The 231-nt window shown below is 56.3% G+C and carries 1 protein-coding gene; it reads right to left on the bottom strand.

The genetic code is table 11. From position 1 onward, the window contains the following. Positions 1–231 (bottom strand): hypothetical protein (locus tag ACWU4D_RS16600; RefSeq protein WP_456052567.1); only part of this gene is annotated, 231 nt, incomplete at both ends.

Raw genomic sequence — 231 nt, 5'->3', positions numbered from 1 at the left:
ATCCGGTTGTGATTGAGCTTGCTGCTCAGCTTTGCGTGCTTTGGCTCGCGCAATCGCAGCGGCGACGGCAGCTTTTCTTGGATCGACTTCTGCAGTTGGCTCGGTCGTATCGATGTTAACGGTGTCGTCTTGATCCGGTTGTGATTGAGCTTGCTGCTCAGCTTTGCGTGCTTTGGCTCGCGCAATCGCAGCGGCGACGGCGGCTTTTTTCGGATCGACTTCTGCAGTTGG

It is taken from the genome of Vibrio phycocola, assembly GCF_053850235.1.
Note: the sequence above shows the minus strand (reverse complement) of the source record. Positions and strands in the feature narration are given on the sequence as shown.